Below are 23,309 nucleotides of genomic sequence, written 5' to 3'. Positions count from 1 at the left end.
TTCGTGCGGGCGCGCGACGCCGCCGGCAACCAGTCGCCGAACAGCAACGCGGTGACCCGCACGGGCACCAGCGCGGGCGTGAACCTCGCGGTGGGCAAGCCGATCACCGCGTCCGGCAACACCCAGACCTACGTCGCCACGAACGCCAACGACGACAACGTGACCACGTACTGGGAGGGCAACGCCAACCCCGCCACGCTCACCGTGAGCCTCGGCGCGAACGCGGCCATCACCTCGGTCGTCGTGAAGCTGAACCCGGACCCGGCCTGGGGCGCGCGCACGCAGACGTTCCAGGTGCTCGGCCGCGACCAGGCCTCGTCGGCGTTCACCACGGTCGTGGGCTCGCAGCAGTACAACTTCAGTCCGTCGTCCGGCAACCTGGTCACGGTCCCGGTGTCCGCCACCGCGGCGGACGTGCGGCTGGAGTTCACCGCGAACACCGGCGCGCCGGCCGGGCAGGTCGCCGAGCTCCAGGTGATCGGCGAGCCGGCCGCGAACCCGGACCTGCAGGTGTCGAACCTGAGCTGGACCCCGGCGTCGCCGTCGGAGAGCGACGCGGTGACGCTGTCGGCCACCGTCCGCAACGCAGGCGACCGCCAGTCCGGTGCCACCACCGTGAAGTTCTACCTCGGTGACACCGCCGTCGGCACGGCCGCGGTCGGGACCCTCGCCGCCGGCGCGACCACCACGGTCACGGCGAACATCGGCGCCCGGGACGCGGGCAGCTACCCGCTGAAGGCCGTGGTCGACGAGGACAACACGGTGATCGAGAAGGTGGAGACCAACAACAGCCTCACCAGCTCGACGCCGCTCGTGGTCACCGCGGTGCCGACGTCCGACCTGGTCGCCACGGTCAGCTGGTCGCCGACCACCCCGCAGAACGGCGCGGCGGTGAACTTCTCGGTGGCGATCCGCAACCAGGGCACGATCGCGTCGGCCAGTGGCGCGCACGGCATCACCCTGACGGTCAAGAACGCCACGACCGGCGCGACGGTCACGACCCTGACCGGCTCGGCCAGCGGTGCGATCCAGCCGGGCGCGTCGACCAACCCGGTCGGGCTCGGCTCGTGGACGGCCGCCAACGGCCGCTACACGGTCACCGTGGTGCTCGCGAACGACGCCAACGAGCTAGCGGCCAAGCAGGGCAACAACACCTCGACGCAGAACCTGTTCGTCGGGCGCGGCGCGAACATGCCGTACGACTACTACGAGGCCGAGGACGGCGCCACCGGTGGCGGCGCCAGCGTGATCGGTCCGAACAGGACGGTCGGTGACCTCGCCGGCGAGGCGTCCGGGCGGCGCGCGGTCACGCTGAACAGCACCGGCGCGTACGTCGAGTGGACCACCAAGGCGCCGACCAACACGCTCGTCACCCGGTTCTCCATCCCGGACTCGGCGGGTGGCGGCGGCACCGACTCGACGCTCTCCATCTACGTCGACGGCCAGTTCCACAAGACGATCAACCTGACGTCGAAGTACGCGTGGCTGTACGGCGCCGAGTCCGGACCGGGCAACTCGCCGAGCGCGGGCGGCCCGCGGCACATCTACGACGAGGCCAACGTCATGCTGAACTCGTCGGTCGCGGCGGGTCACAAGATCCGGTTGCAGAAGGACGCGTCGAACTCGGGCACGTTCGCGATCGACTTCGTGAACCTCGAGCAGGTGTCGCCCCCCGCGAACCCCGACCCGGCGCACTACGCGGTGCCGGCCGGGTTCACGCAGCAGGACGTGCAGAACGCGCTCGACCGGGCGCGGCAGGACGCCAACCTGGTGGGTGTCTACCTGCCGCCGGGTGACTACCAGACGTCCAGCAAGTTCCAGGTGTACCTCAAGCCGGTCCGCGTCGTCGGCGCCGGCCCGTGGTACACGCGGTTCGTCGCGCCGGCCGGACAGGAGAACACGGACATCGGGTTCCGGTTGGAGTCCTCGGCCAACGGGTCGGTGTTCTCCGGGTTCGCCTACCTCGGCAACTACACGTCCCGGATCGACGGCCCCGGCAAGGTGTTCGACTTCAACGGCGTTGCCAACACGACGATCGAGAACATCTGGGTCGAGCACATGGTGTGCCTCTACTGGGGCGCGAACACCGACGGCATGACGATCCGCAACAACCGCATCCGGGACACGTTCGCCGACGGCGTCAACATGACCAACGGCAGTTCCGGGAACCTGGTGTCCAACAACGAGTCCCGCGCGACCGGCGACGACAGCTTCGCGCTGTTCAACGCGCAGGACGGCGGTGGCGGCGAGGTCTCGGGCAACACGTTCGAGAACCTGACGTCCCTGCTGACGTGGCGGGCCGCGGGCTTCGCGGTGTACGGCGGCTGCGACAACGTGTTCCGCAACCTGTACGTGGCGGACACGCTGGTGTACTCCGGGATCACCATCAGCTCGCTGGACTTCGGCATCCCGATGAACGGGTTCTGTTCGTCGCCGCCGACCCGGGTGGAGAACGCCTCGGTCGTCCGCTCGGGTGGTCACTTCTGGGGCGCCCAGACGTTCCCGGGAATCTGGGTGTACTCGGCGACGAAGGTGTTCCAGGGCATTCGGGTGTCCGATGTGGACATCCTGGATCCGACGTACAGCGGAATCATGTTCCAGACCGACTACGCCAACGGCCAGCCGCTCTTCCCGGTGGCGGACACGGTGTTCACCAACGTGTCGGTCTCGGGCGCGCGACGCAGCGGTGACGCCTACGACGCCAAGTCGGGCTTCGGCATCTGGGCGAACGAACTGCCCGAACCGGGCGAAGGCCCGGCCCGCGGCTCGGTCACGTTCACCAACCTGACACTGAGCAACAACGCGGTGGACATCAGGAACACGACAACCACGTTCACCATCATCAGGAACTGACGAAGTAGGGGTGGCCGGGTCACCCGCCCGGCCACCCCGCCAACCGGTTGACGCCGCGCCAACTCCGGCCGCGCACCGCACGCGACCTGGGACAAATCGGTTGCCCGTGCGCGAGCGCTCCGCGAAGCTGATCTCCTCGACTGGACAGGGAGAGCCATGCCCGAGGAGCACACCTACCGCGTGATCGTGCGCGGCCGGTTCACCGACCTCGACGACGCCGGCCGCGCACGGCTGCTGGCCGTCGCCGACCGGCACGACATGCTCACCGCCGGCGGCTTCTCGGCGGACGGCGGGCTGAGCTACGACCACACGCTCGACTTCTTCAGCTTCCGGGTGCAGCTGCGTGCTGAGGTCGAGGCCACGGACCGGGCGGTGTGCGCTCGCGCCCGCGCGCTCGCGGCCAGTGCGGTCGAGGAGCTGGGCGTCGACTTCCGCGATCTCCGTGCCTCAGCCACGGACATGGACCTCATCAAGGTCAAGCGCCGCTAGCCCGCCTCCCGCATTTCTCTGTGTGGGTCGCGTTCTGGCGAAGGTGCGGTTGGCGACGTGGGTGCCGTCACGTTCCCCTGGGGTGTCTGCTGATCAGGCGCGGACGATCGCAAAGGAACCACGGGGCACGCCCTGGTCGATCCGAACCTTGCCGTCCTGCGTACGATCTTCTGGGCGGGCCGGGGGATGGTCCACTGCGGACGGCAGGGGGAACGCCTTGGTCGAGACACTCCCACGGTTCGCGGCACGCGCGGTTGCCGTCGTGGTCGCGGTGCAGGTCGTGGTGCTGACGGCACTGTCCGGGGGCTACGGCTTCCACCGCGACGAGCTGTACTTCATGGCCGCCGGCGACCGGCTGGACTGGAGCTACGTCGACCAGCCGCCGATCACCCCGCTGCTGGCCCGCGTGTCCACGGCGCTGTTCGGCGACACCCCGATGGGCCTGCGGGTGGTCGCCACGCTGCTCGGCGCCGCGATGGTCGTCGTGGTCACGCTCGTCGCCAGGGAGTTGGGTGGGGGCCGCGGTACACAGCTGTTCACGGCGATCGCCACCGCGTTGTCGTCGTACGTCGTCGTGGTGTCGCACCTGCTCGCCACCAACTCGGCCGACATGGTGCTGTGGGCGCTCCTCGTCCTGTTCGCGCTGAAGCTGTTCCGCACCGGCGACGGGCGGTGGTGGCTCGCGGTCGGTGCGACCGTCGGCGTCGCGATGGCCAACAAGTGGCTCATCCTGTCGCTGGTGCTGGTGATCGGTGTGGCACTGCTCGTCGTCGGCCCGCGTTCGGTGCTGCGCACGTGGTGGCTCGCGGCCGGTGTCGGTGTCGCCCTGGTGCTCGCGGCGCCCGTGCTCATCTGGCAGGCGGCGCACGACTTCCCCTTGCTCACGGTCGCGTCCGGGATCAGCGGGGACGACGGCGCCGAGAACCGGATCCTCTTCGTGCCCATGCAGCTCATCCTGGTCTCGCCGGTCCTCGTGCCGGTCTGGGCGGCCGGTCTCGTGCGGCTCCTGCGCGACCCGGCCGTCCGGTTCGGCCGTGCCGTCGGGCTCAGTTACCCGCTGTTGTGCGTGGTGCTGGTCGTGCTGGGTGGGAAGCCGTACTACGCCGTGCCGCCGCTCGTGGTGTTCCTCGCGGCCGGCGCGGAGCCGACACTGCGGTGGCTCGACCGCGGCAACCGAGCGCTGCGGCGGGGCATCGCCGGCGCCGCGGCGGTCGTGGGTGCCGTGATGTCGATGATCGTCGGGCTCCCGGTGCTGCCGGTGGACGCCATCGGTCCGGTGATCGCGCTCAACGGCGAGCAGGGCGAGCAGGTCGGCTGGCACGAGTTCGCGACGACGGTCGCGCGGGTGTGGCACCGGATCCCCGAGAGCGAGCGGGACCGCGCGGTGATTTTCACCAGCAACTACGGCCAGGCCGGCGCGATCGAGCGTTTCCACGGCGAACTCGGCCTGCCCGTGCCGTACTCCGGGCACATGTCCTATGCCGACTGGGCCCGCCGGCCGACCGGATGTCCGGGCCGGTCGTGCTCGTGGGGCGGTTCGACGCGGCCGAGCTGGACGGGTCCTTCACCGGCTGCGAGCGTGCGGCGGAGATCGACAACGGCCACGGCGTCGACAACGACGAACAGGGCACCCCCGTGCGGCTCTGCCGTGCACCGGCGCGGCCGTGGTCCCGCCTGTGGCCCGGCCTCCGCCACTTCTACTGAGTGCTTGTCCGAAACTAGACCGGTCTATATAGTTTCCGCATGGCCAAGCATGGGGAGACCCGAGAACGTCTGCTCAGGACCGCCGCTGCCCTGTTCCGGACGCAGGGCTACCACGCGACGGGGCTGAACCAGGTCATCGCCGAGGGACGGGCGCCGAAGGGCTCGCTGTACTTCCACTTCCCCGGCGGCAAGGAGCAGCTCGCGGTCGAGTCGGTCGCGCTGTCGGCCGGCGAGGTCCACGCGTACCTGCGTGCGGTGCACGACCTGGACGGTGCGCTGGAACTGTTCGCCGAGCACCTGGTCGAGTCCGACTTCACCCGCGGCTGCCCGGTCGCGACCGTCGCGCTCGACGCGGCGGGGGAGAGCGAGCCGATCCGCGAGGCGTGCGCGTCGGCGTACGGCTCCTGGCAGGACGTGCTCGTGGACTTCCTCGTGCGGCAGGGGGTTCCCGCCGCACGCGCGCCCGGGCTGGCGACCACCGTGCTGGCCGCCGTCGAAGGTGCCTTGCTGCTGGCGAAGACGCGACGCGACGTGGCCCCGCTGCGCCAGGTCGCCGCGGACATGCGTGTTCTCATCGAAGGGGCGGGACAATGAGAGTGCACCACCTGAACTGCGGCACGCTGCGGCCGTTCGGCGGCGGCCTGGTCGACGGGCGAGCCGGCCTGCTGCGCAAGGCGACCATGGTGTGCCACTGCCTGCTGGTCGAGACCGACGACGGCCTGGTGCTGGTCGACTCGGGCCTGGGCGTCGACGACGTCACGAACCCCGACGCCTCGCTGCCGAGGTTCTTCCAGCGGATCACCCAGCCGGTGTTCGAGGTCGGGGAAACCGCGGTGCGCCAGGTGGTCCGGCTCGGCTACCGGCCGGAGGACGTGCGGCACGTCGTCCTCACGCACCTGGACCTCGACCACGCGGGCGGTCTGCGCGACTTCCCCCACGCGAAGGTCCACGTGCACGCGGCGGAGCACCGCGGCGCGATGGCGCGGGCGACGGCGGCCGACCGCCGCCGGTTCCGTCCCGCGCAGTGGTCGCACGGCCCGGACTGGCAGACCTACGAGACCGCCGGCGAGCGGTGGTTCGGCTTCGAGGCGGTGCACGAGCTGAACGGGCTGGCGGCCGACATCCTGATGGTGCCGCTCGCCGGGCACACCCTCGGCCACACCGGCGTCGCGGTCCGCACGGGCCCGACCTGGCTCCTGCACTGCGGTGACGCGTACTTCTTCCACGGCGAGCCCCGTTCCGCCGACGACTGTCCACGCGGGCTGCGCCTGTTCCAACGCCTGGTGGAGACCGACCGCGCGGCGCGACTGTCCAACCAGGACCGGCTGCGTACCCTGGTCGCCGACCACGGCGACGAGGTCGAGACGATCAGCGCCCACGATCCCGTGGAACTACACAGGTACCAGCCGCAGCCCACCCCGTAATTCGGTTGCCGGTCCCCGAAGGACTCTGCTTTCGTGGACCGGCAAACCAGATCCCGAGGGAGTTCCACGATGCGAGCTGCGTTCATGTCCACCCAGCCAACTGCCGTCCACGCAGAGGACATGAACGTTCGTGCCATCCTTCGTACCATCGTTGAACCTCGGGATTCTCGCCCATGTCGACGCCGGTAAGACCAGCCTGACGGAGCGGCTGCTCCACACCGCGGGCGTCATCGACGAACTGGGCAGCGTCGACGCCGGCTCCACCCAGACCGACTCCATGGCGTTGGAGCGGCGGCGTGGTATCACCATCCGTTCGGCCGTGGTGTCGTTCGTGGTCAGTGGTGTCACCGTCAATCTCATCGACACTCCTGGGCACCCGGACTTCATCGCGGAGGTGGAGCGGGTGCTCGGTGTGCTCGACGGCGCCGTGCTGGTCGTCTCGGCCGTGGAGGGCGTGCAGGCGCAGACCCGGGTGCTCATGCGGACCCTGCGCCGGCTGCGCGTCCCCACGCTGGTCTTCGTCAACAAGACCGACCGGCGGGGTGCCGACCCGGAGCGGGTGTTCCGCGAGATCACCACGCGCCTGGCGCCGGCCGTCCGCGCCGACCTCGCCGACGTGTCCGGGGTGCTCGAAACCCTCGCCGAGCACGACGAGACGCTGCTCGCCGCGTACGTCGAGGGCAGGCCGGTGCCGGCGGTACTGCTGAGGCAAACGCTTGCCAAGCACGCCGCGGACGTGCACCCGGTGTTCTTCGGCTCCGCGATCACCGGCGACGGCGTCGACGAGCTGATGGCCGGTCTGACCACGCTGCTGCCGGCGGTGTCCGAAGGCGACGGTCCACCGTCCGGCACGGTGTTCAAGGTCGAACGCGGGCCGGCCGGGGAGAAGATCGCCTACGTGCGCATGTTCGACGGCGTCCTGCGCCTGCGGGACCGCCTGCCGGCCGGGAAGGTGACCGCGATCAGCGTGTTCGGTGCCGGGGCGGCGCACGAGGTGCGGGCCGGTCGCATCGCGAAGCTGTGGGGACTCACCGGCATCCGGGTCGGCGACACCATCGGCACGCCGCGGCCCGGCGCGCGGCACCACTTCGCGCCGCCGACCCTGGAGACCGTGGTGACCCCGCTGCGGCGGTCCGACAGGGGCGCCCTGCACGCCGCGCTCACCCAGCTCGCCGAGCAGGACCCGATGGTCAACCTGCGCCAGGACGGCGAGGAGATCGCCGTCTCCCTGTACGGCGAGGTGCAGAAGGAGGTCATCGAGGCCACGCTGCGCGAGGAGTACGGCATCGCGGTCGACTTCCAGGAGACCACGACCATCCACGTCGAACGCCCCGCCGGCGTCGGTTCCGCCGCTGAGCTCATCGGTCAGAACCCGTTCCTGGCCACCGTCGGCCTGCGGGTCGAGCCCGGCCCGGTCGGCTCCGGCGTGCGGTTCCGGCTCGAGGTGGAGCTGGGGTCGATGCCGTACGCGTTCTTCGCGGCCGTCGAGGAGACCGTGCACGCCACCCTGACGCAGGGCCTGCGGGGCTGGGCGGTCACCGACGTGGTCGTGACCATGACCCACTCCGGGTACTGGGCCAGGCAGAGCCATTCGCACGGCACGTTCGACAAGAGCATGTCCAGCACGGCGGGTGACTTCCGCAACCTGACCCCGCTGGTGCTGATGGCGGCGCTCGCGCGGGCGGGCACGCGGGTGTACGAGCCCGTGCACCGCTTCCGGCTCGAGCTGCCGGAGGACGCGTACGGTGCGGTGCTCCCGGTGCTGGCCCGATACCGGGCGATCCCGCTGACCACGACGGTCACCGGCGCCGTCGCCGTGGTGGAGGGTGACATCCCCGCGGAGCGGGTGCACGCGCTGTCCCAGCGGCTGCCGACGCTGACCCGTGGCGAGGGGGCGCTGGAGAGCGTGTTCGACCACTACCGGGGGGTCGCGGGAGAGGCGCCGACCCGGCCCCGGTCTGACCACAATCCGCTCAACCGCAGGGAATATCTGTTGCACGTGGTCAGGCGGGTGTGACGTTACCTCCGCGAGACTTACCCGAGACCGGACCGTGAACTGGTGGTCGCTTTCGTACGTATCTGCTGGTGACCAAACGGCACAAAACGAACGGACGTGATCCAGTGCGCCACAGCGCGGACGCGGCGTCGATGTTCCAGAACACCGCGCACAGCCCGTCGTTCTTCGAGCTGTCCCGGCAGATGGGGGAGCACGGCCGGCAGCTCGTCGACTTCTGCATCCCGTGCAACCCGTACTTCCCGACGCCGGAGATGTTCGAGGAGCTCGCGAGGAACCTGACGACGATGCTCAAGTTCTACCCGAGCAGCGCGGACACGATCACCCAGCAGCTGGCGCGGGTGCTCGGGCTGAACGCGGCCACGGTCGCCGTGGCCAACGGCTCCACCGAGCTGATCACGTGGATGGACCACATGTGGATCCACGAGAGCATCGCGATCCCGATCCCCACGTTCGGCCGGTGGACCGACCAGCCGATGGAGACGGGCAAGCGGGTCGACATGTTCCCCCTGCGGGAGGTCGACTTCTTCCAGCTCAACGTCGACGAGTACGTGCGGTTCATCCGCCAGCGCCGGTCGCGGGTCGCGGTCATCTGCAACCCGAACAACCCCGACGGCGGCTACCTGCCCCGCCGCGAGGTCATCCGGCTGATGGACGAGCTGTCCGACCTCGACCTCGTGGTGATCGACGAGTCCTTCATCGACTTCGTGGAGGCGGAACCCGCGCCGTCGGTGGCGATGGAGGCGGCCATCCGGCCGAACGTGGTGGTGCTGAAGAGCCTCGGCAAGAACTTCGGCCTGCACGGCATCCGGTTCGGCTACCTCGTCGCGAACCCCGGCCTCGCGGGCAAGATGCGCAAGATCCTGCCGAAGTGGAACCTGAACTCGCTGGCCGAGACGGTCATCTTCATGCTCGCCCAGCACGGCGCGGAGTACCGCGAGAGCCTGCGGCTGCTGGCCAGGGACCGGTACGGCATGGGCATGCAGCTTGCGCGGGTGCCCGCGCTGTCGGTGTTCTCCTCGCAGGGGAACTTCCTGCTCGTGAAGCTGGGCCAGGGCATCGACGGCACCGACCTGCGCGACCACCTCCTCGGCCGGCACCAGGTGTTCATCCGGGAGTGCGGCAACAAGCTCGGGATGAGCAGCCAGTTCCTGCGGCTGGTGGTCCGGCCGCAGCAGGACGTCGCCCGCCTGATGGAGGGCCTCGACGACTACCTCCAGCCCCGCTGGGGCGACGAGCTGGCCGAACGCCGCGACGCCCGAACCGCCTGACGGCGAGCCTCGCGTTCGGCACCCGACGGGTCCCGCGTTCACAACGGGAGCACGGCGTCCTTCGCCAGCAGCGGCGGCTCGTCGTACCGGGCGGTGTGCGGGTACTTGAGGTCGCTGCCCGTGTTGAGCACCACGACCTCCTCCGACCCGTCCAGCCAGCCGCTCTCCCGCAGCTGGGCGACGGCCACGAGGGTGGCCGCGCCCTCCGGGCACATCAGCACGCCCTCGGCCATGGCGCACGCGGTCTGCTCGGCGAGGATGTCCACGTCGTCGACCGCGACCGCCGTGCCGCCGGTGTCGCGGATCGCCGACAGGATCCGGAAGTCGCCGATCGCGCTCGCCACGTTGATGCCGAACGCCACGGTCGCCGCGTCCGCCCACGGCGCCGCGGTGTCGGTCCCTTCCGTGAACGCACGCACGATCGGCGCACAGCCCGACGACTGCACCGCCACCAGCCGCGGCAGCCGGCCGGTCAGCCAGCCGAGCGCCACCAGCTCGTCGAGCGCCTTGCGGATGCCGATCAACCCGACTCCGCCGCCCGTCGGGTACAGGATCACGTCCGGCACCCGCCAGCCCAGCTGCTCGACGATCTCCAACCCCATCGTCTTCTTGCCCTCGATGCGGTAGGGCTCCTTGAGCGTGGCGGTGTTGAACCAGCAGTCGGCGACGGCCTGCGCGGCGAGCCGGCCGGCGTCGCCGATCAGTCCGTCCACGATGTACAGACGGGCGCCGGGCAGCGCGCACTCCATGCGCGTGATGGCCGGCGCGTCCTTCGGCATCACGATCAGCGAGGCCAGGCCGCCGCGCGCCGCGTAGGTGGCCCACGCCGCGCCCGCGTTCCCGTTGGTGGGCATGGTGATCCGCTCGATGCCGAGTTCGCGTGCCCGCGAGACGCCGACCGCCGCACCGCGTGCCTTGAAGCTGCCCGTCGGCAGCTGGGCCTCGTCCTTGACGAGCAGCTTCGGCACGCCGATCCGGGAGCCGTAGGAAGGCAGCGGCAGGATCGGGGTCATGCCCTCGCCGAGGGTGACCACGTTCGCGCTGTCCCGCACGGGCAGCAGCTCGCGGTACCGCCAGAGGTTGGCCGGTCGGGCGCCGATGTCCGCCCTGGACACCGAGATCGCGTCGAGGTCGTACCGGGCGAGCAGCGGGCTGCCGCACTCGCACAGGTTCTGTGGTTTGTCCGCCTCGTGCCACCGGCCGCACCGCCCGCACTCCAGGTGTGACAGCGCGCTCTTCCACTCCACCGGTGCTCTCCCTTCCGTGCCCCCACCTGGGATTTTAGATCCAAAATACCGCGAACCCGGTGCGCGCTCTGTACTGTGTCCTCGATCACTACACCTGGAAAGGGTCACCCGTGTCGCTCCCCAGAAGCACTCTGAGCAGCATGGCGTACGGCGAGCTGCGCCGAGCGATCCTGACCGGCCGGCTGGCGCCGGGCTCGCACGTGAGCGTGCGGCCGCTGTGCGAGGAGTTCGGCCTGTCGGCGACACCGGTGAAGGTGGCGCTGACGGCCCTGGAGCGGGAGGGCTTCCTGGTGCTGCACCCGCACCGGGGCTTCTTCGTGCCCGAGGTCGACCAGGAGGACATGCGGGAGCTGTACGAACTGCGTGAGGTGCTGGACGGGATAGCCGCCCGCCGTACCGCCGCCCTGCCGTGCCGCGACGGACTGGCCACCCGCCTGACCGAGCTGCTGGACGCCCAGGCGGCGGCGGTGGCGGCGCGCGACCTGGCGGGCTACAGCGACCTGGACGTCCGGTTCCACCAGGAGATCCTCGCGGCAGCGGGTAACGGCCGCCTGCGACACGTCTCCGAGAACATGATCGGTCAGCTGCGTCTGGGTCGCACCACCTCGGCGCGGGTGCCGGGTCGCCTGGACGCCGCCCTGGCCGAACACGGCGAGATCATCGAGGCCATCGCCACCGGCCAGCCGCAGCAGGCGGAACGCGCGGCCCGCCGCCATGTCCGCAAGTCCGCGACCGCGCTGGACCGCCACCTCACCCGCGGCGGCCAGGCATCCTGAAGCGCGAGGCGGCAGGGCGCACCCAACCTCGGACTCTCCGTCGTCCTTCCTCGGGGCGAGACGATGACTCGGCCTGGAAAACGATTGCTCATCGCATACGCGGGTGCGGCACGGTCTTCCGGGGTGTGAATGGCTACCGCATTCAGGATGGTGACGTCAGACGGCTGGCGCGCTGTTGAACGATTATTCAGAAAGGGGCCGGTTCCGCGTCGAGTGGGGACTGCTCGAGGCGGAACCGGCCCGGCCGGTCAAGGGACTACTTCACGAGGGTGCAGGTCGCGAACTGCTGGAGACCTTGCGGCTTGCTGGCGACGCGGCCGATGGCGATCGCGATGCGGTCGAGGGCCGCGGCGCGTTTGTCGGCGAGTGGGCCGAGGATGGCGTTCTGGACGAAGTTGGGACCGCCCTGGCCGACCGTGTTCTGGAGCCGGGTGTTGGCCTCGCCGAGCTGCTTGTCCAGGTTGGCGAGTTCGCGGGTGACCTCGGCCTGTGCGGCGGCCGGCACGGCGCCGATCTGCGGGGTCGGGCACACGATCTCACCGGCGCCGGTGTTCGCCGCGGTCGAGGTGGCGGGCGGGGGGTTGGTCTGGGTGGCGGTGACGGTCGTGGGTGCGGGCGTGTCGGTGGCTTGGCCGTCGGTGGACAGGGCGCAGGTGGCGAACTGGTCGAGGCCCTGCGGGGCGGTGGCCACGCGGCCGATGGCGATGGCGATGCGGTCCAGTGTGGACTTCCGCTTGTCCGCCAGTGGGCCGAGGATGGCGTTCTGGACGAAGTTCGGGCCACCCTGGCCGACCGTGTTCCGGAGCCGGGTGTTGGCCTCGGCCAGCTGCTTGTCCAGGTTGGCCAGCTCGCGGGTGACCTCGGCCTGCGCGGCCGCTGGCACCTCGCCGACCTGCGGGGTCGGGCAGACGATCGTCTGCGCGGCGGCCGTGTTGCCGGTCGCCGCCATCGCGCTCGCGGCCCAGGCGACGCCTCCGGCGGTCACCAGACCGGCCACCAGGATCACGAGGCGTTTCTTACGTTTCGGCTGTGTGTGGGCAGGCGACATCTTCACACCTCTGTCGGGGGAAAAGGGGACATGCCGGCTTACACAGCTGAATACGGAACCGCCGCGATCACGGTTCAATCTCGACCGGATAACGCTATCTGGTCATACCTTTTCTCAAAGGCCCAGCTTGTCGCGCAGGTCCCGTTCCTCGATGCCGTACGTCTCGCGGATGGTCACGCCGTCCGGACCCACGAGGAACACGCCGTAGTCGGTGTACACGCGGCTCACGCAGCGCACCCCGGTGAGCGGGTACGTGCACGACGGCACCAGCTTCGGCGCGCCGGCGTCGGTGAACAGCGTCATCATCACGTACACCGACTTCGCGCCGATCGCGAGATCCATGGCGCCGCCGACGGCGGGAATGGCGTCCGGCTCGCCCGTGTGCCAGTTCGCCAGGTCGCCCGTGAACGACACCTGGAACGCGCCCAGGACGCACACGTCCAGGTGGCCGCCGCGCATCATCGCGAACGAGTCCGCGTGGTGGAAGTACGACGCGCCCGGAGTCTCGGTCACCGGGACCTTGCCCGCGTTGATCAGGTCCGGGTCCACCTCGTCCCCACGCGCCGCGCGGCCCATGCCCAGCATGCCGTTCTCGGTGTGCAGGATGATCCCGGAGTCCTCGGCGAGGTAGTCCGCCACCAGAGTCGGCTGGCCGATCCCCAGGTTCACGTACGACCCCGGCGGGATGTCGGCCGCCACCAGGCGGGCGATGCCGGCGCGGTCCAGTCGGCTCATCAGCCTGCCGCCCCTTCCTCCGCGAGCACCGCCGGCGACGGGCACGCGACCACCCGGTCGGTGAAGATGCCCGGCGTCACGACCGTCTCGGGATCGAGCGACCCGGGCTCCGAGATCGTGATCACCTGCGCGACGGTCAGTTTCGCCGCCGTCGCCATGACGGGCCCGAAGTTCCGCGCGGTCTTACGGTACACGAGGTTGCCGAGCGTGTCCGCCTGCTGCGCCTTGATCAACGCGACGTCGCCGTGGATCGGGAACTCCAGCACGTAGTCCCGCCCGTCGATCGTGCGCGTCTCCTTGCCCTCGGCGAGCGGCGTGCCCACGCCGGTCGGGCAGTAGAACGCGCCGATCCCCGCGCCCGCCGCACGGAGCCGCTCCGCCAGGTTCCCCTGGGGAACCACCTCCAGCTCGATGCGGCCCGACCGGTACAGCTCGTCGAACACGTACGAGTCGCGCTGCCGCGGGAACGAGCACACGATCTTGCGCACCTGGCCGGCGGCCAGCAGCGCGGCGAGGCCGTGCGAGCCGTTGCCCGCGTTGTTGGACACCACGGTCAGGTCCTTCGGGCCGAGCCGGCGCAGCGCGTCGATCAGCTCGACCGGCTGCCCGGCCGTGCCGAACCCGCCGACCAGCACGGTGGCGCCGTCGGCGATGCCGGCCACGGCCTCGTCGGCGGACGCACAGACCTGTGTCGACCGGGTCGCCGCTGTCACGACACGTTCTCCAGCACCACCGCGAGCCCCTGGCCGACCCCGATGCAGATGGCGGCCACCCCCCACCGTTCCCCTTCGGCACGCAGCACCTTGGCCAGCGTGCCCAGGACCCGCCCGCCGGACGCGCCGAGCGGGTGGCCGATCGCGATCGCGCCGCCGCGGGTGTTGACGATCTCCGGGTCGATCTTCCACGCGTCCACGCACGCCAGCGACTGCACGGCGAACGCCTCGTTCAGCTCCACCGCGCCGACGTCCGACCAGCCGATGCCCGCCCTGGCCAGCGCCCGGTTCGCCGCCTCGACCGGCGCGTACCCGAACCGCTGCGGCTCCAGCGCGTACGCGCCCCGCCCCGCGATCCGCGCCACCGGGTCCCGACCCAGGTCGACGGACTCGGCCGCCAGCAGCACCGCGGACGCGCCGTCCGACAGCGGCGACGCGTTCCCCGCGGTGATCGTCCCGTCCGGCCGGAACGACGGCTTGAGCTTCGCCAGCTTCGCCAGCGACGTGTCGGGGCGGATGCCCTCGTCGCGGGTCAGGTCCCCGACGGCGACGGTGAGGTCGTCGTAGAAACCCGCCTCCCACGCGGCGTGCGCACGCCGGTGCGACTTCTCGGCGAACTCGTCCTGCCGCGCACGGGAGATGCCGAACTCCTCGACGAGCTGCTCGTTCGACTCGCCCAGCGAGACGGTCCACTCCTTCGGCATGCGGGGGTTCACCAGCCGCCAGCCCAGCGTCGTGGACACCGCGGTCACGTCCCGCGCCGGGAACGCCCGGTCGGGCTTGGGGAACACCCAGGGCGCCCGCGTCATCGACTCGACGCCGCCCGCGACCACGATCGACGCGTCACCCGTCTCGATCTGCCGGGACGCCGACATCGCCGCGTCCAGGCTGGAGCCGCACAGCCGGTTGACCGTCGAGCCGGGCACGGTCACGGGATAGCCCGCGAGCAGCACGGCCATGCGGCCGACGTTGCGGTTGTCCTCGCCCGCGCCGTTCGCGAGGCCGAACACCACCTCGTCGACCTCGGCGGTGTCCAGGCCGGGCGTCCGCTCCGCGAGTGCGGTGAGCACCGTCGCGGCGAGGTCGTCCGGCCGTTGCTTCGCCAACCCGCCGTCGAACCGACCGAACGGCGTGCGGACCGCGTCGTAGACGAAAGCTCCGCTCATGCCGCCTCCTCGTCCGCTCCGTGGTGCCGGAACGCTCCGCAAGCTCCGCTCCACCGGCACCCTCCGCGGCCGCGGAGGCGGCCTGGGTGGTGATGATTCGCTCCGCAAGCTCCGCTCATGATTGTCCAGGGTAAACAAGGAAGACGGTCTCGCCGTCGCCCTGGAGCACCACGTCGAACCGCAGGCCCTCCGGCTCGCGGGTGGCGACCAGGGTGTCGCGCCGGTCGGCCGGCACGGACAGCAGGAACTCGTCGGTGGATTCGGGCAGGTAGATGCGGGTGAACAGGCGGTCAAGCAGGCCGCGTGCGAACACCGTGAGCGCGATGAACGGGGCCCCGGGCTCGATCGTGGTGAACGTGTAGTGGCCGGTGTTGTCGGTCGCGGCGCGGCCCCAGCCGGTGAACGTGTAGCCGTCGCGGTGCAGCGACCCGCCGACCCGCGGCACGTTCCCCGCCGCGTCCGCCTGCCAGATCTCCAGCATCGCGTCCGGCACCGGCGCGCCCGCGCCGTCGAACACGTAGCCGTGCAGTCGGATCGCGTCGGGATGGCTCGACGGGACCAGGTCGGGGCCGCCCTCGTAGGGGAGCGCGTAGCCGAAGAACGGGCCGATCGTCTGCCCGGGGACCGCGGTCATTCCGCCTCCGTCCAGGTGCGGTGGCTGCCGGTCAGCACGATGTCCCAGCGGTAGCCGGTGGCGACCTCCGGGATCGTGATGCCGTGGTCGTAGGTGGCGATCAGCCGCTCGCGTGCCTTCGGGTCCACGATCGACTGGTAGATCGGGTCGATCGGGAACAGCGGATCGCCCGGGAAGTACATCTGCGTGATGATCCGCTGCGTGAACTCGCTGCCGAACAGCGAGAAGTGGATGTGCGCCGGCCGCCAGGCGTTGAGGTGGTTGCGCCACGGGTACGGCCCCGGCTTGACCGTCGTGAACCGGTAGGAGCCGTCCGGCCCGGTGAGGCAGCGGCCGACGCCGGTGAAGTTCGGGTCCAGCGGCGCGGGGTGCTGGTCACGCAGGTGCGCGTACCGGCCGGACGAGTTGGCCTGCCAGATCTCCACGAGCTGGTTCGCGACCGGGCGCCCGTCGCCGGTGACCACGCGGCCGGTCACGACGATGCGCTCGCCGAGCGGCTCGTCGCGGTGCTGGATCGTGAGGTCGGCCTCGACCGGGTCCACGTCCTGGTGGCCGAACACCGGCGCGTACAGCTCGACCAGCTCCGGATCGGCCTGCCGCGGCGCCTTGGTGGGGTGCCGCAGGATGCTGCTGCGGTACGGCGCGTAGTCGAGCCGAGGCCGGGGCTCGTCACCCGTCCGGGTGGCGGCGATGGCGGCGATCTCGGCGCTGATCTCGTCCTGGGTGGCGGCCGCCGCGTCGGAGGACGCGGCAACCCGCGGAGGTGCTTCGGTCACGACTCCGAAACTAGGCCGCACCGGGTGCTCGGTGCGAGACTGTCATTCCACTGGGCGGAAGGATGTGACACGTGTCGGGCAACAGCGGACGGCCGGGCGCCACCGTCGCGTCCCGGGTGCTCGCGCTGCTCGGCGCGTTCGACGGCGCGCACCGGAGCATGACGCTCACCGAGCTGGCGCGCCGCGCCGAACTGCCCCTGACCACCACCCACCGCCTGGTCGCCGAGCTGGTCGAGTGGGGTGCGCTGACGCGGCGCGCGTCCGGCGAGTACGTGGTCGGCAGCCGGCTGTGGGACCTCGGCCTGCTCGCGCCCGTCCAGTCCGGGCTGCGGCAGGTGGCCTCGCCCTTCCTGCACGATCTCTACGCGGCCACGCTCGCGACCGTGCACCTCGCGGTCCGGGACGGCACCTCGGCGCTCTACATCGACCGGCTGTCCGGGCACGTGTCGGTGCCGGTGGTCAGCGACGTCGGCTCGCGGCTGCCGCTGCACGCGACCGGCGTCGGCAAGGTCCTGCTCGCGTACGCACCGGACGAGGTGCGGACCTGGGTGTTCACGAACCTGACCCGCATCACCCCGTACACCATCACCCAGCCGGGGCGGCTGCGTGCCGAGCTGCGGCGGGTGCCGCGGGACGGGTTCGCGCAGACCGGTGAGGAGATGAGCATCGGCGCGTGCTCGGTGGCCGTGCCGATCCGGGGCAACGTCAGCACCGCGGGCCTCGCCGAGTCGCCGGGCGGGCCGGTGGTGGCCGCGCTGGGCATCGTCGTGCCGAGGCTGGGGCGGGACCGGCCGCGGCTGGTGGCCGCGCTCGAGGTGGCGGCCCGGGGCATCGGCCGCAGCCTTCCGCTCAGTGAAAGCGGCTGATTGGTCCGGGGTTGACTGCCGGTCTGTACTTGAGCCATGCGCACCCAGGTCGCCATCATCGGCGCCGGCCCGGCCGGTCTGTTGCTGTCACACCTGCTCGCGGTGGGTGGCGTCGACTCGGTCGTCATCGAGACGCGGACCCGCGAGTACGTCGAGTCCAGGATCCGCGCGGGCATCCTCGAACACTCGACGGTCGAGCTGCTGGAGTCGGTCGGGCTCGGCGCCCGGCTGCGCCGCGAGGGCGACGAGCACCGCGGGATCTACCTGCAGTGGCCCGCCGAGCGGCACCACATCGACTTCCACGAGCTGGTCGGGCGCGGGGTGTGGGTGTACGGGCAGACCGAGGTGCAGAAGGACCTCGGCCAGGCGCGCGACGCCGCCGGCCAGCAGGTGGTCTACGACGTGCGGGACACGACCGTCCACGACCCGGCGGAGCCGTACGTGACGTTCACCGCCGACGGCGTCGCGACGCGGTTGGACGCGGACGTGGTCGTCGGCTGCGACGGCTCGTTCGGGCCCACCCGGTCCGCGGTGCCGGGGCAGACGTGGCAGCGGACGTACGGGTACTCGTGGCTCGGCGTGCTCGCCGCGGTGGCCCCGTCCACCGACGAGCTGATCTACGCGTGGCACCCGGACGGGTTCGCGCTGAACTCGATGCGCTCACCGACGGTCACCCGCCTGTACCTGCAGGTACCGGCCGAGACGGACATCGCCGAGTGGTCGGACGAGCGGATCTGGGACGCGCTGGCGACGCGGCTGGGGCACGGGCAGGACGGCTGGAAGCTGACGCGCGGGCCGATCATGGAGAAGAGCGTGCTGCCGATGCGCAGCTTCGTGCAGGCCCCGATGCGGCACGGCAGGGTGTTCCTCGCCGGGGACGCCGCCCACATCGTGCCGCCGACGGGCGCGAAGGGCCTCAACCTGGCGGTCGCCGACGTCGCGTTGCTCGCGCCGGCGCTGGTCGCGCTGCTGCGGGAGAAGGACCCGCGACTCGCCGACGAGTACTCCGACCGCGCACTGCGCCGCGTGTGGCGGTGCACACACTTCTCGTGGTGGATGACCACGATGCTGCACGCGAGCGACGACCCGTTCGACGCGCAGCTGCAGCTGTCGCAACTGCGGTGGGTGGCGAGCAGCACCGCGGGCGCGACGGGGTTGGCGGAGAACTACGCCGGCCTCCCGATCGGCTTCTAGACGAACGCCAACACGAGCAGGAGGGACACCGCCACGACCAGGACCATGCGCATGACCCCAGGTATAACCCGTTGAGGGGTTACATATCAACTCCGTTTGGTCGTGCGAGGGATATCGTGACCCGGGTCTGACCAGCCCGCCCCTTCGGGTGATGAACCGAGCCATTCGGCCGTACGTGTATCTCGCTAGCGGGTGGGTGGCTCATTAGTTTCCCGAGCGGAGCTTGCGCAGCGAGCATCGCTGTTCGACGTGAAGAACAGGAGAAGGTCATGGCGCAGCGCGGTCCCCTGGTCACCGCCGTAGTGGTGGTCGGTGGCCTCGTCGGCCTGATGACGGCCAACGCGGCGGGTGGGCTCGTTTCCGCCGGCGGCCCGGCGCCGTCGCCAACCCGGGTCGGCGCGACACAGACCGAACAACCCACCACGTCCACCGAGCCTCCGGTCGAGACGACGACCATCCCGCCCCTCCAGACGACGACCCAACCGCCGAAGACGCAGACGCCACCGGCGCCGCAGTTCCCGGCGGAGGCCGTCTACGCGGGCGAGACGGCCGACCTCCCGCTCTACATCGCGTTGGCGGTGAAGGGCGAGGATGCGGCGGCCTACCTGTGCGACGGCAAGGCCGTCGAGTCGTGGCTGAAGGGTCCGGCGAAGAACGGCGAGGTCGATCTGACCTCCAAGGACGGCGCCAACACGCTGACCGCCAAGCTCAACGGCAACACGCTCGTCGGCACCGTCATGCTCGCCGGCCAGCCCCACGACTTCAGCGTCCCCCTCGCCCCGCCGCCCGCCGGTCTGTACCGGGGTGCGAACGGCGAGACGACCGTCGGCTGGATCATCCTGCCGAGCGGCAAGCAGGTCGGCGTCGCCAAGACCGGCACGCGTGAGGCATCGGCGCCTCCGCTCGGCGCGGACCGCAAGGGCGCCACGATCGGCGGCGCGTTCGTGGCCGCGGAGCAGGTGACCGGCGAGACTACGTTCGGCTGACGCGGGATCCGCGGGGGACTCCGCGTCAGCAGCGAGAGAGGGTGCCGGGGCCGCGCGGGTCCCGGTAGCACGACAGGAGATTTCCCATGACCTTGCCGCCTGGATTCGGACCGACTGGCCAACCCCCGGACAGCGACCGGACCGCGATCAACGAGTTCCCCAACGACTTCGTCGAGATGGAGCCCGTGCCGGCCGGCGGGTCCGGCTACGGCGCACAGGCCGACCTCACGCAGCCGGTCCCGCAGCACTGGGTCAGCGACGCGGCGACCGGTGCGACCGCCGCGGTCGTACCGCCGCTGTCGTTCGACGACGACGAGCCGGAACGGGGCAGCGGCGTCAGCGGCGTCGTGGCCGCCCTCGCGATCGGCGCGCTGGTCTCCATCGGGCTCGGCGTCTACGGCAAGATGCACGAGCCGACCGGTGAGGCGCTCAACCTCGTCGGGTTCTCCAGCGGCCTCGCGGCCAAGGCGTGGCTCGCCTCGGTCGCGTTCGTGCTCGCGATCCTGCAGGTGCTGTCCGCCTTCGCCATGTGGGGCCGGCTGCCCGGCTGGACCGCCGGCCACGGCACCGCGGTCGTGCACCGCTGGTCGGGCCGCCTCGCGGTGGTCGTGTCGCTGCCGGTCGCCGCGCACTGCCTCTACGCCCTGGGCTTCCAGGACTTCAGCACGCGGGTGTTGCTGCACTCGCTCTTCGGCTGTTTCTTCTACGGCCTGTTCGTCTGCAAGATGGTCGTCCTCACGCGCCACCGCACACCCGGCTGGGTGCTGCCCGTCGTCGGCGCCGCGGTGTTCACCGGCCTGGTGGGCCTGTGGGTGACGTCCTCCCTGTGGTTCTTCTCCAAGTACGGGGTGATTTTCTAACATGACACAGCAGATCCCCCGCCGCGCCGCGGTGGGGTTCGTAGCCGTGGGCGCCGCCTGTGCGGCCTGCGCCCGTTACGGTGGCCCGCAGTACCCGACAGAGGGCAACAAGCAGGCCGCGTCGCAGCAGACCGGGGAGGTCCTCGGCAAGGCCGCGGACATCCCGATCGGCGGCGGCAAGGTCTTCGAGGCCCAGAAGCTCGTCGTGACACAGCCGGAGGCCGGCCAGTTCAAGGGCTTCTCCGCGGTGTGCCCGCACCAGGGCTGTCTCGTCAACAAGATCGAGGACGGCACCATCGACTGCCCGTGTCACGGCAGCAAGTTCAAGCTCGACGGCTCGCTGGCACACGGACCCGCGACGACGGGGCTCCCACCGGCCGCGGTCACCGTGAACGAGTACGGCGAGCTGGTCACCGGCGGCGACGTCCCACCGCGGACGACCGCGCCGGAGACCACCACGGCCCCGGAGACGACCGCACCGGAGACGACGGGCACCACCGCGCCACCCACCGGCGGCGCGGACGCCCTCGCCAGGACGGCGGACATCCCGGTCGGCGGCGGCAAGATCCTCGAGGACAAGGAGATCGTGATCACGCAGCCCTCGGCGGGGAGGTTCATGGCCTTCTCGGCCGTGTGCACCCACCAGGGCTGTATCGTCGACCAGGTTTCCGGGGGCACCATCAACTGCCCGTGTCACGGCAGCAAGTTCAAGCTGGACGGGTCCGTGTCACAAGGACCGGCCACTCAACCGCTGTCGGTGCGTGCGGTTAAGGTATCCGGGGATCAGATCTCGTTGGCGTGAACCGATCCCCGTTCATACTCGTGTTCCTGTCGTGAGCGAAGTTGCGTCCAGTACCCTGCTCATCGACCGGCCAATCGGGCAGGTGATGGCGGCTGTGGCAATGATCGGACGACGTTCCCGGCGCGTAGGTGCCTCGAACCCGGCCGAAGACTTGATCAAGTCTCTCTACGCCGAACACGGCCGTAGCCTCCTGGACTATGCGACCAGGCTGACCGGCGACCGCGCCGCTGCCGAGGACGTCGTGCAGGAGACGCTGCTGCGGGCGTGGAAACACGCGGACGCGCTGCGCTCCGGCGTCGGCTCGGTCCGCGGCTGGCTGCTGACGGTGGCGCGCAACCTCGTCACCGACCGGGCCAGGGCCCGCGCGGTCCGGCCGATGGAGGTCAACCAGCCGGTTGACGTCCCGGCCGCCCAGCGCGACCACGCGGACACGGTCGTCGACACGATGACCGTGATGGGCGCGCTGGAGGGCCTGTCAGCCGAGCACCGGGCGGTGCTCGTGGAGCTCTACTACCGGGGCAGGACCGTCAACGAGACGGCGGCCGTGCTCGGCATCGCCCCCGGTACCGTGAAATCGAGGACTTACCACGCGGTCCGCGCGCTGCGGGCGCAGCTGGCGCAGTCCCTGGGACAGTCGGGGGAGGTGCGGCGATGACGGGACCCGCGCACGACCGGGCACAGCTCGGCGCGTACGCGATCGGCGCACTAGACCCGGTCGAGGCCCGCATGGTGCACGAGCACCTGGGCGGCTGCCGGGAATGCCAGCGCGAGGTCAGCGAGCTGATGATGATCCGGCGAGCGCTGGACCAGGTGCCCCCCGAGGCCTTCCTGGACGGCCCCCCGGAGAACGGCGATCTGCTCCTGCGCCGCACTCTGCGCCGCGTGGCCACGGAGGCGGCCCCACCGGCCCCCCGACGCCGCATGACCGGCATGTACGTCGCCGCGGCCGCCGCGGTGGCGGTAGCCCTGGGCTCCGGCATCTTCCTGGGCCGCGAGACAGCCCCGTCCCCCGTGGCGGGCCCAACCTTCACGGTAGCGACAACCCCGTCGAACGCGATCATCGCGGAAGGCGAAAACACCCAAACCGGCGCGACGATGAACGTCGCACTGGAGCCCAAGAAGGGCTGGGTGTGGGTGGACGCCACAGCCACAGGCCTACCAGCGGGCAAGCCGTGCGCACTGTACGTGATCTCCAACCAGGGCGACAAGGTCCTCGCCGGCACCTGGATGGTCTCCCCGGAGAGCGCGAAGAAGAGCCGCGTGACAGGCATGGCCCTGGTATCCCCGGACGACGTCAAGTCAGTAGTGATCGAAACGATCAACGACAACAAAGAGGTCGTAACGGTCCCGATCTAAGGCGCCCCGAGCCTCGGCCCGGTGGCCGAGGTGATGGAGTCGAACCCAGGCCCTGCGCCCAAGGTGACGAAGGCGACCCGAGCCCCATGGCCGAGGTGAACAGAGCCGGACCCAGCCCAGTCGCCAAGGTGACAAACACGACCCAAGCTCCGTCGCCAAAGTGACGGAGCCGGACCCAGCTCTGTGGCCAGGGTGGCGAAACCAATCTCCTCCCAAGGCGGTTCGGTGGTGGTGGCGGGGGCAAGGCAGGCAGGCGCCAGCCTGCCCCCGAAAGGGGCCTGCCCAGGGCGGCGGAGGCTCGCGGGTCAAGGGTGACGGCCGCCAGGCCGTCATCGGGCGAAGCCCGACGCCGAAGGCGCCCTTGAGGCGTGAGTCGCCGCCCGTACAATCCCGCC

22 protein-coding genes are annotated in these 23,309 nt (G+C 70.7%); 15 read left to right on the top strand and 7 right to left on the bottom strand.

The window, feature by feature from the left end:
• The 7 genes from ACJ73U_RS26175 to ACJ73U_RS26145 form a co-directional block, all read left to right on the top strand.
• On the top strand, positions 1 to 2,853 hold a 2,853-nt coding region (locus tag ACJ73U_RS26175), incomplete at its 5' end, for a CARDB domain-containing protein (RefSeq protein ID WP_407780361.1).
• A gap of 156 nt (positions 2,854 to 3,009) precedes the next feature.
• Positions 3,010 to 3,342 (top strand): DUF6204 family protein, encoded by a 333-nt coding sequence (locus tag ACJ73U_RS26170; RefSeq protein WP_407780360.1) that lies wholly within the window; start codon positions 3,010 to 3,012, stop codon positions 3,340 to 3,342.
• Positions 3,343 to 3,559: 217 nt separating this feature from the next.
• The gene (locus ACJ73U_RS26165; RefSeq protein WP_407780359.1) at positions 3,560 to 5,173 is read left to right on the top strand and encodes a glycosyltransferase family 39 protein; all 1,614 of its coding nucleotides are present in this window, start codon (positions 3,560 to 3,562) and stop codon (positions 5,171 to 5,173) included.
• Entirely contained in the window at positions 5,086 to 5,640 is a 555-nt protein-coding gene (locus ACJ73U_RS26160; protein ID WP_407780358.1) for a TetR/AcrR family transcriptional regulator, read from the top strand. Before ACJ73U_RS26165 ends, ACJ73U_RS26160 begins: the two co-directional genes overlap by 88 nt.
• Complete coding sequence (locus ACJ73U_RS26155) at positions 5,637 to 6,470, top strand: MBL fold metallo-hydrolase (protein ID WP_407780357.1); 834 nt, start codon at positions 5,637 to 5,639, stop codon at positions 6,468 to 6,470. Before ACJ73U_RS26160 ends, ACJ73U_RS26155 begins: the two co-directional genes overlap by 4 nt.
• A gap of 151 nt (positions 6,471 to 6,621) precedes the next feature.
• The gene (locus ACJ73U_RS26150; RefSeq protein ID WP_407780356.1) at positions 6,622 to 8,487 is read left to right on the top strand and encodes a GTP-binding protein; all 1,866 of its coding nucleotides are present in this window, start codon (positions 6,622 to 6,624) and stop codon (positions 8,485 to 8,487) included.
• Positions 8,488 to 8,591: 104 nt separating this feature from the next.
• Entirely contained in the window at positions 8,592 to 9,755 is a 1,164-nt protein-coding gene (locus tag ACJ73U_RS26145; protein ID WP_407780355.1) for a pyridoxal phosphate-dependent aminotransferase, read from the top strand.
• Positions 9,756 to 9,793: 38 nt separating this feature from the next.
• On the opposite strand, the gene ACJ73U_RS26140 is transcribed toward ACJ73U_RS26145, so the two are convergent.
• On the bottom strand, positions 9,794 to 11,002 hold the full coding sequence (locus tag ACJ73U_RS26140) for a threonine synthase (RefSeq protein ID WP_407780354.1): 1,209 nt from the start codon (positions 11,000 to 11,002) through the stop codon (positions 9,794 to 9,796).
• 140 nt (positions 11,003 to 11,142) lie between these two features.
• On the opposite strand from ACJ73U_RS26140, the gene ACJ73U_RS26135 reads away from it, so the two are divergent.
• Positions 11,143 to 11,778 (top strand): GntR family transcriptional regulator, encoded by a 636-nt coding sequence (locus tag ACJ73U_RS26135; protein WP_407780353.1) that lies wholly within the window; start codon positions 11,143 to 11,145, stop codon positions 11,776 to 11,778.
• 256 nt (positions 11,779 to 12,034) lie between these two features.
• Here the strand turns inward: ACJ73U_RS26135 and ACJ73U_RS26130 are convergent, their stop codons facing one another.
• The 6 genes from ACJ73U_RS26130 to pcaH form a co-directional block, all read right to left on the bottom strand.
• A complete protein-coding gene (locus tag ACJ73U_RS26130; protein WP_407780352.1) occupies positions 12,035 to 12,826 on the bottom strand; it encodes a hypothetical protein in 792 nt (263 codons plus the stop codon).
• A gap of 114 nt (positions 12,827 to 12,940) precedes the next feature.
• Positions 12,941 to 13,561: a 3-oxoacid CoA-transferase subunit B gene (locus tag ACJ73U_RS26125; protein WP_407780351.1), complete on the bottom strand. Its 621-nt coding sequence runs from the start codon at positions 13,559 to 13,561 to the stop codon at positions 12,941 to 12,943.
• Entirely contained in the window at positions 13,561 to 14,274 is a 714-nt protein-coding gene (locus tag ACJ73U_RS26120) for a 3-oxoacid CoA-transferase subunit A (RefSeq protein WP_407780350.1), read from the bottom strand. The genes ACJ73U_RS26125 and ACJ73U_RS26120 overlap by 1 nt, the downstream gene beginning before the upstream one ends.
• Positions 14,271 to 15,440 (bottom strand): thiolase family protein, encoded by a 1,170-nt coding sequence (locus ACJ73U_RS26115; protein ID WP_407780349.1) that lies wholly within the window; start codon positions 15,438 to 15,440, stop codon positions 14,271 to 14,273. The genes ACJ73U_RS26120 and ACJ73U_RS26115 overlap by 4 nt, the downstream gene beginning before the upstream one ends.
• A gap of 115 nt (positions 15,441 to 15,555) precedes the next feature.
• Positions 15,556 to 16,074 carry a protocatechuate 3,4-dioxygenase subunit alpha gene (gene pcaG / locus ACJ73U_RS26110; RefSeq protein ID WP_407780348.1) on the bottom strand — a complete coding sequence of 173 codons (519 nt, stop codon included), beginning with the start codon at positions 16,072 to 16,074 and terminating at the stop codon, positions 15,556 to 15,558.
• The gene (gene pcaH / locus ACJ73U_RS26105) at positions 16,071 to 16,775 is read right to left on the bottom strand and encodes a protocatechuate 3,4-dioxygenase subunit beta (protein WP_407780362.1); all 705 of its coding nucleotides are present in this window, start codon (positions 16,773 to 16,775) and stop codon (positions 16,071 to 16,073) included. The genes pcaG and pcaH overlap by 4 nt, the downstream gene beginning before the upstream one ends.
• 146 nt (positions 16,776 to 16,921) lie before the next feature.
• On the opposite strand from pcaH, the gene ACJ73U_RS26100 reads away from it, so the two are divergent.
• The 7 genes from ACJ73U_RS26100 to ACJ73U_RS26070 all read left to right on the top strand — a co-directional run bounded on the left by ACJ73U_RS26100 (position 16,922) and on the right by ACJ73U_RS26070 (position 22,914).
• Complete coding sequence (locus ACJ73U_RS26100; protein WP_407780347.1) at positions 16,922 to 17,716, top strand: IclR family transcriptional regulator; 795 nt, start codon at positions 16,922 to 16,924, stop codon at positions 17,714 to 17,716.
• A gap of 36 nt (positions 17,717 to 17,752) precedes the next feature.
• Complete coding sequence (locus tag ACJ73U_RS26095) at positions 17,753 to 18,910, top strand: 4-hydroxybenzoate 3-monooxygenase (protein WP_407780346.1); 1,158 nt, start codon at positions 17,753 to 17,755, stop codon at positions 18,908 to 18,910.
• Between the two features lie 269 nt (positions 18,911 to 19,179).
• The gene (locus ACJ73U_RS26090; RefSeq protein WP_407780345.1) at positions 19,180 to 19,896 is read left to right on the top strand and encodes a hypothetical protein; all 717 of its coding nucleotides are present in this window, start codon (positions 19,180 to 19,182) and stop codon (positions 19,894 to 19,896) included.
• Between the two features lie 86 nt (positions 19,897 to 19,982).
• Positions 19,983 to 20,756 (top strand): DUF6529 family protein, encoded by a 774-nt coding sequence (locus ACJ73U_RS26085; protein ID WP_407780344.1) that lies wholly within the window; start codon positions 19,983 to 19,985, stop codon positions 20,754 to 20,756.
• Between the two features lies 1 nt (position 20,757).
• Positions 20,758 to 21,558 carry a Rieske 2Fe-2S domain-containing protein gene (locus ACJ73U_RS26080; protein ID WP_407780343.1) on the top strand — a complete coding sequence of 267 codons (801 nt, stop codon included), beginning with the start codon at positions 20,758 to 20,760 and terminating at the stop codon, positions 21,556 to 21,558.
• Positions 21,559 to 21,658: 100 nt separating this feature from the next.
• Positions 21,659 to 22,213, top strand: a complete 555-nt coding sequence (locus ACJ73U_RS26075; protein WP_407780342.1) for a sigma-70 family RNA polymerase sigma factor — start codon at positions 21,659 to 21,661, stop codon at positions 22,211 to 22,213.
• Entirely contained in the window at positions 22,210 to 22,914 is a 705-nt protein-coding gene (locus tag ACJ73U_RS26070; RefSeq protein ID WP_407780341.1) for an anti-sigma factor family protein, read from the top strand. Before ACJ73U_RS26075 ends, ACJ73U_RS26070 begins: the two co-directional genes overlap by 4 nt.
• The last annotated feature ends 395 nt before the right edge of the window (positions 22,915 to 23,309 follow it).

The organism is Actinophytocola sp., from assembly GCF_045807065.1.
Classification (GTDB): domain Bacteria; phylum Actinomycetota; class Actinomycetes; order Mycobacteriales; family Pseudonocardiaceae; genus Actinophytocola.
This window is presented reverse-complemented; position numbering and strand designations above follow the sequence as displayed.